The sequence below is a fragment of the Crenothrix sp. genome, assembly GCF_043729335.1.
Taxonomy (GTDB): Bacteria; Pseudomonadota; Gammaproteobacteria; order Methylococcales; family Methylomonadaceae; genus Crenothrix.
Window position 1 is genome coordinate 1 of the sequence record NZ_JAYTLQ010000045.1, and the last position, 7,510, is coordinate 7,510.

The 7,510-nt window shown below is 44.6% G+C and carries 9 protein-coding genes; 7 read left to right on the forward strand and 2 right to left on the reverse strand.

Annotation, left to right across the window (positions count from 1 at the left end; genetic code table 11):
- Nucleotides 1-240: 240 nt before the first annotated feature.
- A complete protein-coding gene (gene recQ / locus ACHZC4_RS10015; protein ID WP_394753703.1) occupies nt 241-2,382 on the reverse strand; it encodes a DNA helicase RecQ in 2,142 nt (713 codons plus the stop codon).
- 86 nt (nt 2,383-2,468) lie between these two features.
- On the opposite strand from recQ, the gene gshA reads away from it, so the two are divergent.
- The 6 genes from gshA to ACHZC4_RS10045 all read left to right on the forward strand — a co-directional run bounded on the left by gshA (nt 2,469) and on the right by ACHZC4_RS10045 (nt 6,332).
- On the forward strand, nt 2,469-4,061 hold the full coding sequence (gshA, locus tag ACHZC4_RS10020; protein WP_394753704.1) for a glutamate--cysteine ligase: 1,593 nt from the start codon (nt 2,469-2,471) through the stop codon (nt 4,059-4,061).
- Nucleotides 4,058-4,795 (forward strand): phosphoadenylyl-sulfate reductase, encoded by a 738-nt coding sequence (locus ACHZC4_RS10025; RefSeq protein ID WP_394753705.1) that lies wholly within the window; start codon nt 4,058-4,060, stop codon nt 4,793-4,795. Before gshA ends, ACHZC4_RS10025 begins: the two co-directional genes overlap by 4 nt.
- Nucleotides 4,792-4,956, forward strand: a complete 165-nt coding sequence (locus ACHZC4_RS10030) for a DUF1778 domain-containing protein (RefSeq protein WP_394753706.1) — start codon at nt 4,792-4,794, stop codon at nt 4,954-4,956. The genes ACHZC4_RS10025 and ACHZC4_RS10030 overlap by 4 nt, the downstream gene beginning before the upstream one ends.
- 137 nt (nt 4,957-5,093) lie before the next feature.
- Nucleotides 5,094-5,372, forward strand: coding sequence for a type II toxin-antitoxin system Phd/YefM family antitoxin (locus ACHZC4_RS10035; protein WP_394753707.1), 279 nt, complete (start codon nt 5,094-5,096; stop codon nt 5,370-5,372).
- 26 nt (nt 5,373-5,398) lie between these two features.
- Nucleotides 5,399-5,671 (forward strand): hypothetical protein, encoded by a 273-nt coding sequence (locus ACHZC4_RS10040; RefSeq protein ID WP_394753708.1) that lies wholly within the window; start codon nt 5,399-5,401, stop codon nt 5,669-5,671.
- 76 nt (nt 5,672-5,747) lie between these two features.
- A complete protein-coding gene (locus ACHZC4_RS10045) occupies nt 5,748-6,332 on the forward strand; it encodes a Uma2 family endonuclease (protein ID WP_394753709.1) in 585 nt (194 codons plus the stop codon).
- Nucleotides 6,333-6,628: 296 nt separating this feature from the next.
- Here the strand turns inward: ACHZC4_RS10045 and ACHZC4_RS10050 are convergent, their stop codons facing one another.
- On the reverse strand, nt 6,629-7,153 hold the full coding sequence (locus tag ACHZC4_RS10050; protein ID WP_394753710.1) for a copper resistance protein NlpE: 525 nt from the start codon (nt 7,151-7,153) through the stop codon (nt 6,629-6,631).
- Nucleotides 7,154-7,338: 185 nt separating this feature from the next.
- Between ACHZC4_RS10050 and ACHZC4_RS10055 the strand changes: the two genes are divergently transcribed.
- The coding region (locus ACHZC4_RS10055) for a DUF6444 domain-containing protein (RefSeq protein WP_394753711.1) at nt 7,339-7,510 on the forward strand (172 nt) is incomplete at its 3' end.

Consider the following 7,510-nt stretch of genomic DNA (forward strand, 5'->3'; position numbering starts at 1 on the left):
GAGCGCTTGCATTCCACCAATAATTATTTGTCGCCAGTCGACTATGAAAGGCAGTTTAAAGCGGCTTAACTTTGTGTCCGGAAAAGTGTTGACACATCACTTGGCAAATAAAAATTGCTTGAAGTAGCCGCGTGGGCACATGCTTTTTTGTGCCCACGCGGAACAATACGGTATCGCCTACAACATTTTATGGTTGACTATGTATTGGGAATTTTAAACCTTCACAATCAATAACAAAAATTAACGCGACTGATAATCCCACGCCGCCTTAACACAACGCAACACTTCATAACTGTATTGGCCCTCCAGCTTTTCAAACAAGGGCTTAACGCCAATCCTGTCTTCTTCCGGCAAGCTGATCAGCGTATCTTGTATATATTTTATCTCGGCTTCTGGTACATCCAGTACGTCTGGTAAGGCCAGTTGGCCTTGTGCCAACACCTGCGCCAAATGCCCATAAACAGTGCTTTCTTTTAACCCACGTTGTTTGGCAACGCGCTCTACGTTAAGACCGGCTTTAAATAACTCAAAGGAATCAAGTGCTGTATCGGAAAGAGTGGTATTGATTACCATCTTGGGCACAACCACATTTTTAAACTGATTTAGCACCGCTAAAAATGTGTCGCCGTACAATTCCAGTTTGTGTACGCCAATACCAGATATTTTACCCATTTGTTGCAGTGTGTAAGGCCGCGCTTCCAACATGGCCATTAAAGTCGCGTCATGAAAAATCACGTAAGCAGGCACATCTTGCTTGTCGGCAATTTCGCGGCGTTTTTCGCGCAGGGCATCCCATAAAGCATTGTTTTTATCAAAACGTTGGCCGGAATGCTTGGTTTTTTGTTTGGATTCTACCGGCTGATCTTTACGCAACATCAGGGTTTGTTCACCGCGTAAAATCGGCCGACAGGCATCGGTCAGTCGTAACGCGCCAAAGCTGTCAAAATCGACCGCCACCAAGCCATGGGCAACCAATTGCCGGAACACCGAATGCCATTGCTGTTCGGCCAAATCTTTGCCGATACCAAAAGTGGACAGCTTGTCGTGCCCCGCTTTAACCATACGCTCGGAAGCTTTGCCCAACAATACCTCAATTAAATAATTGCTACCAAAACGCTGCCCGGTACGGTGTATGCACGATAAGGCTTTTTGGGCGGCAACCGTGCCATCAAAGGTATCCACATGATGCAAACAGGTATCGCAATTGCCGCACGGCTGTTCCATAGTATCGCCAAAATAGCGTAACAAAGCCTGACGACGGCAACTGACTTGTTCGCACAGCGCCAGCATGGCATCCAGTTTATGGTATTCAACACGCTTATGGGTTTCATCTGCGGTAGATTGCGCCAGCATGCGCCTTAAGGTGATCACATCCTGCAAGCCATAGGTCATCCAGGCATTGGCGGGTAAGCCATCACGACCGGCACGGCCTGTTTCCTGATAATAGGCTTCCAGGCTTTTCGGTAAATCCAGATGCGCCACAAAACGCACATTGGGTTTGTCTATACCCATGCCAAAGGCAATGGTGGCCACCATGACCAAATTATCGTTCATTAAAAACTCATGCTGGTTTTTAGCACGGATTTTGGCATCCATACCCGCGTGATAGGCGAGGGCTCTAATGCCATTGGCACTCAACCACGCCGCCGTTTCTTCCACTTTTTTGCGAGACAAACAATAGACAATGCCCGAATCACCTGAATGTTCGGTTTGAATAAATGCCATTAATTGCTGACGGGCTTCGCGTTTTTGCACGATGGCATAACGAATATTCGGGCGATCAAAGCTGCTTAAAAACAATCGGGCATGCGTTAAACTCAAACGCAGTTTGATTTCTTCCCGGGTTTTATCGTCAGCGGTGGCGGTTAAGGCAATGCGCGGAATCGTCGGGAAACGTTCGTGCAGCATGGACAATTGTAGATAGTCCACGCGAAAATCATGTCCCCATTGTGAGACGCAATGCGCTTCATCAATGGCAAACAGGGCAATCTGTATGCGTTCAAACAAAGCCAGCGTGTGGGCGGTAGTCAAGCGTTCTGGTGCGATATACAGTAAATCAATTTCGCCATTGATGAGCTGTTGTTCTATACGGCGGTTTTCTTCTTGCGATAACGTCGAATTTAAAAAAGCCGCTTTTACGCCCAATTGCAACAGGGCGCTGACCTGATCTTGCATTAAGGCAATTAACGGCGAAATGACAATGCCCACACCAGGCCGTATTAAGGCAGGGATTTGATAGCATAACGACTTGCCGCCGCCGGTAGGCATTAATACCAAGGCATCCTGGCCTGCGACAAGATGTTCAATTGCCGCTTGTTGATGGCCTCGAAACTGGTCATAACCAAATACGGTTTTAAGTAACCGGTGTGCCTCGTTTAGCAATATAGTCTCCGCGCGTTTTCTCTAAATGCGTTTATAGCTTTATAATAACCGGATTTTACAGGACTTCAGGGAACATTACCTACGCCATGACGCATTCAAACAATACTGTTTTAACACGGCTAAATCAACTTCAGGACAATGGCAGGCAACAGCTGATTTGTGGAGGGCTTAAAGGTATTGAAAAAGAAAGTCTACGCATCGACAAAAATGGTTTGATTGCCCAAACGGAACATCCAAGAGCATTAGGTTCTGCGCTGACGCACCCGTCTATTACCACTGATTATTCCGAAGCCTTGATTGAACTGATCACGCCGCCGTTTGCTGATGTGCGGGATACGCTTAATGCGTTGCAAGATATCCATCAGTTTGTCTATGACCATTTAGATAGCGAAATCCTGCTTAGCAGCAGTATGCCGTGTGGTATTAATGGCGATGACAGCATTCCGATTGCACGTTTCGGGTCGTCTAACATTGGCCGCATGAAGCATATTTACCGTCATGGTTTGTGGCATCGTTACGGCAGAACTATGCAGGCCATTGCCGGTATCCATTTTAATTATTCCGTGCCGGAAGCCTTATGGCCGGTTTTGCATGCCCAAGAACAATCAACGCTAACGCTGGAACAATTTACGTCTGCCAGTTATTTTGGTGTGGTAAGAAATTTTAAAAGAATAGGCTGGATTATTCTGTATTTATTCGGTGCATCGCCTGCCATTTGCAAAAACTTCTTTAAAACGCGGCCCAGTCTTATGGGGCAATTTGAGGAATTTGATAAGGGCACGCTGTACCATCCTTACGCCACTTCGCTGCGCATGAGTGATATTGGTTATAAAAGTAAAAATCAGGGCAATTTAAAAATTGATTACAACTCGCTCACGGGTTATGTCGATAGCCTTTGTAAAGCCATTACCACGCCCTATCCTGAGTATGAAAAAATCGGTGTTTTAGTCGATGGTGAATACCGCCAGCTTAACGCTAATATCCTGCAAATTGAGAACGAATTTTACAGCACCATGCGCCCCAAGCAAATTGCTGAATCCGGCGAAAAACCCACTCTGGCGCTTAAACGGCGCGGTGTGCGTTATGTAGAAATGCGCTCGTTGGATTTGGATGTATTTCAGCACATTGGTATCAGTGAACACACTGCCCGCTTTGTTGAGGCATTACTGTTAACGTGTTTATTAAAAGACAGTCCGCCGTTTACCGAACATGATCATCAGATTAATAATGCTAACCAATTGGCGGTGGCTAACAAAGGTAGACAGCCCGGTTTACTGTTAAGACAAGCCGGTAAACAAGTTCCACTGCAAGATTGGGCGCATGATATTGTCGATTCCATGCTGCCGGTATGCGCTATTCTTGATCAGGGTCTTGCTGACAAACCTTATGAAGCCGCGTTGAATTATCAACGGCAACGGGTAGACAATCCCGATTTAACCGCATCAGCACGGATATTATCGGCTATGCGAGAAACCAACCAACCCTTTGCCCGCTTGGGTTTACAACAATCGGCTGAACATGCGCAATATTTTAAGCAGCAAACCCTTGATAGCGAAACCACTGAAAGATTTAACCAATTGGCTGAGCAATCGCTAGCCAAGCAAAAAGACATCGAAAGCCAACAACAGTTGCCTTTTGATGAGTTTCTTAAACACTATTTTGCCCAAACACAACTATGAACAACATTGATATAGCACAGTTACAAGCGGAACTTAGTGATAAAAATCCACGAATCATTTTAAAAAAAGCCTTGGAGTTATTTGACAACATCGCCATCTCTTTCAGTGGCGCGGAAGATGTAGTGGTGATTGATATGGCGACTAAAATCAGGAAAGATATTCAGGTTTTTTGTCTGGATACTGGGCGCTTACACCCTGAAACCTACCGGTTTATTGAGCAAGTCCGGAAGCACTACAACATAGATATTGAAGTGTTAACGCCGGATCGGGTGCGTTTGGAGGAGCTGGTTAAAAACAAAGGCCTGTTCAGTTTTTATGAAGACGGCCATCATGAATGCTGTGGTATCCGTAAGGTTGAACCGTTACGCCGAAAGCTGGCGCATGTGGATGCCTGGATTACCGGACAACGTAAAGACCAAAGTGTGGATACGCGTCAGGATATTCCTGAAGTGCAGTTGGACAGTGTATTTTCTACCGATGAACACCAATTGTTTAAGTTTAATCCGTTGCTTAACTGGAGTTCTGCTCAGGTTTGGGATCATATCGAGGCTTATCAAGTGCCGTTTAATGAGCTGCACGAACATGGATATATCAGTATAGGTTGTGAGCCTTGTACGCGGCCAGTGCTACCTAATCAGCATGAGCGAGCAGGGCGGTGGTGGTGGGAAGAGGCGACCAAGAAGGAATGCGGCTTGCATGCGGGGAATGTAAGGGGTGGTTTGCAGTCGGAATGATGTCATTGTTTATTGAAGACGAACGGGTTATTCAGTTATCTGAACGGGATTGGGTCTGGTTACTCAAGCGGCTTGAAAATCCACCGCCGCCTAATGCTAAATTGCAGGCTGCAATGGAGCGGTATCAGCAAGCTAATACAACAAGGCAGATTCAGCTTTAAACGACTTCCTTAACCGCCTCTTCCAGAATGCTTTAGTGTATTGGGCTTGCAATAATCAGTGGGCTTAAATTTACCATTGACGGGCAATACATGCAGGTATAGATTAAGGTTTATATTAATAGAGCAAGGTAAACATTATGAGCATCTCCAGTGAAGATATTATCCCTTTTGGTCAGGTGCGTGCTAAGTTTACGCAGTTGGCGGAAAAGGTTCATGCCGGGCAGGAGAAAATTATTACCCGCAATGGCGAAAGTTATATTGCGTTGGTGGCGGCAGAAAAATTGGATTATTACCACCGGCTTGAGCAAGAGCATATTCATTTATTGCTGATGCAGGAAGTGGTGCAAGGTTTGGATGATGTCGAAGCAAACCAGTTGCTTGAGGTATCCAATTTACGCCAAAAGTATGGCCGTTGATTATGCCAATGTCGGCAAACGTTAGAATGACAGCAAATTTTGCACGTAATCTGGATAATATCGAGAGTTATTTTGCACAGCTGGATCAACCTAAGCAGTTTGGCTCCTTATTAGATCAGCTTTTTGACACTATTATTCCCAATCTCCAGCAATTTCCTTTAATGGGCAAGGATTTTCTGGCAGAACTGCCGGGTTCTGTGGAAGGCATAACCACTTTGCAGAAAATTAAAGCCAGGATGTCTGAAAACGCCAGTATTCGGCAGTCCAATTCCAAGAACTTTTTGAACCTGTGGCATTAGATGGTAGTTGTACAGAGAAACGATGCGAATACTAAGCACGAGCAACCGCAAAGTAGTCCGTATGGAGTAAAAAACTATGAGCGCCATTTTTGAAACAAATCATTTTGTCAGTGTAGAAGATTATTTAGCGCAAGAACTCATCACTGAAACCAAACATGAATACATAGACGGCGCTATTTATGCAATGGCCGGTGCGAGTAAAAATCATGAAAGCATTTGCGGCAATGTGTTGGCAGAAATACGCCAGCATCTAAAAAATACACTGTGCCGCCCGTTTGGTTCTGACGTTAAAGTAAAAGCGGGCAACCAATTTTTTTATCCTGACGTGATGGTGGTCTGTGAGGATAAAACCGATAATGCTTACTACACCGAATCACCACTTTTGCTGATTGAAGTGCTTTCTAAATCCACGCGGCGCACCGATGAAACCACTAAGCGCACCGTCTATCAATCCTTGCCTAGCGTGATGGAATATGTATTGATTGAGCAAGATTTTGTCGATGTGGAGGTGTGCAGGCGTTCATCGGGCTGGATACCCCAGCATTATTTTTTAGGTGATGACGTTTGGTTTAAATCTTTGGATTTTAAGTTGGCGGTGGCGGAAATTTATCGCTGGGTTGAAAATGAAGATATGATGACGTTTTTACAAGCGAGTGAGTAACTGTAATGATTAGACTGCGGCAAACAAAAGCATGAATCTAATCCAAATTGAATGCCTTTCAGTTTTTGCAATAATTAAAGTTGGGTTGATTTTGCCGGGTTGTTTAATGGGCATATCTGTTGTTATTGTAAGACCGAACCGGTTTTGGGAACTTACCCGTAATCTGTCTGCAAAACGCCCCATTTTGGAAACTTTAGTATCATAGGAGTAGGAGGGAAGCATCCTATAACCCTATTATCAATCATTGACCAAGTGCCTAATCAATGATTGATGGAGATACGTACTTATTCAATAGTCTAGTGAATATGCACCTGACGAGACTTGATGGTATCGCCTCTCCGTAAGGTATAGCTTTCCTGATCGCCTTTAATCGGTGTGCCATCGGCGTTAAACTGAACCAGCGCGCCGCCTTCAGCTTCAATATGGTATTGCCGTACAGTTGAATCCTTATTTGATGTTAACATCAGAATATGGGTTTCATCATTCCAGTTGAATTTTCCCTTCTCATAAAACTCCCTGGTCGATGCTTTTGCTGGCTGAGTCACCAGCAAATAATTATTATTTTGTTTAAAGGTCAAGGTCGCTTTAATCCCCTCGCAATCATCACAAGGCAAATAGCCATAAAAAACACCATGAAATTCCTTACCTTTTTCTGTAGCTGCATGGGCTGCGTGTGGATTTTTGGCCAGTTCGAGTGCTTTAAGTGCCTCTTCTTGCATCTCTCTATCCGATGCCGCCATAACAGAGCTAGCGGTAAACAACACGCTACTGAAAATACACCACGCCAGATTTTGTTTTAATTGTTTTTTTAATGCTCGCATATAAACGTCTCTTTTTAGAAGTTAAGGAGTTATTCAGTCATCTTGAACTTGGCTATATTAAGCGTTTATGTAGGTTATTTCTACTACGATAGCATCATCTCATGAGGCTTCGTGCCGTAAAAACTCAGACCCCTCTAAATTAAAAAATCACAACGCCGCCTAAAAAAAATTGTACATTGTCACCCATGAGACTAAGCGACCACGACCTGCTGCAACTAACCAAAGAAGAATTACTGGAATTGCCGGAGGATGTCCTGAGTCGATTATCCGTTAAGTTACTCTACGACTTAAAAGAAGCGCGTGAGCGGTTAAAACAAACGTCAAAGAACAGTTCACGGCCACCGAGCAGCGATCTGC

Excerpts from the sequence above, each read along its gene's own strand:
- gshA (WP_394753704.1), top strand. The coding sequence starts at position 2,469 with ATGACGCATTCAAACAATACTGTTTTAACACGGCTAAATCAACTTCAG.
- ACHZC4_RS10040 (WP_394753708.1), top strand. The coding sequence starts at position 5,399 with ATGACAGCAAATTTTGCACGTAATCTGGATAATATCGAGAGTTATTTT.
- ACHZC4_RS10045 (WP_394753709.1), top strand. The coding sequence starts at position 5,748 with ATGAGCGCCATTTTTGAAACAAATCATTTTGTCAGTGTAGAAGATTAT.
- ACHZC4_RS10035 (WP_394753707.1), top strand. The coding sequence starts at position 5,094 with ATGAGCATCTCCAGTGAAGATATTATCCCTTTTGGTCAGGTGCGTGCT.
- ACHZC4_RS10030 (WP_394753706.1), top strand. The coding sequence starts at position 4,792 with ATGATGTCATTGTTTATTGAAGACGAACGGGTTATTCAGTTATCTGAA.
- ACHZC4_RS10050 (WP_394753710.1), bottom strand. The coding sequence starts at position 7,153 with ATGCGAGCATTAAAAAAACAATTAAAACAAAATCTGGCGTGGTGTATT.
- ACHZC4_RS10025 (WP_394753705.1), top strand. The coding sequence starts at position 4,058 with ATGAACAACATTGATATAGCACAGTTACAAGCGGAACTTAGTGATAAA.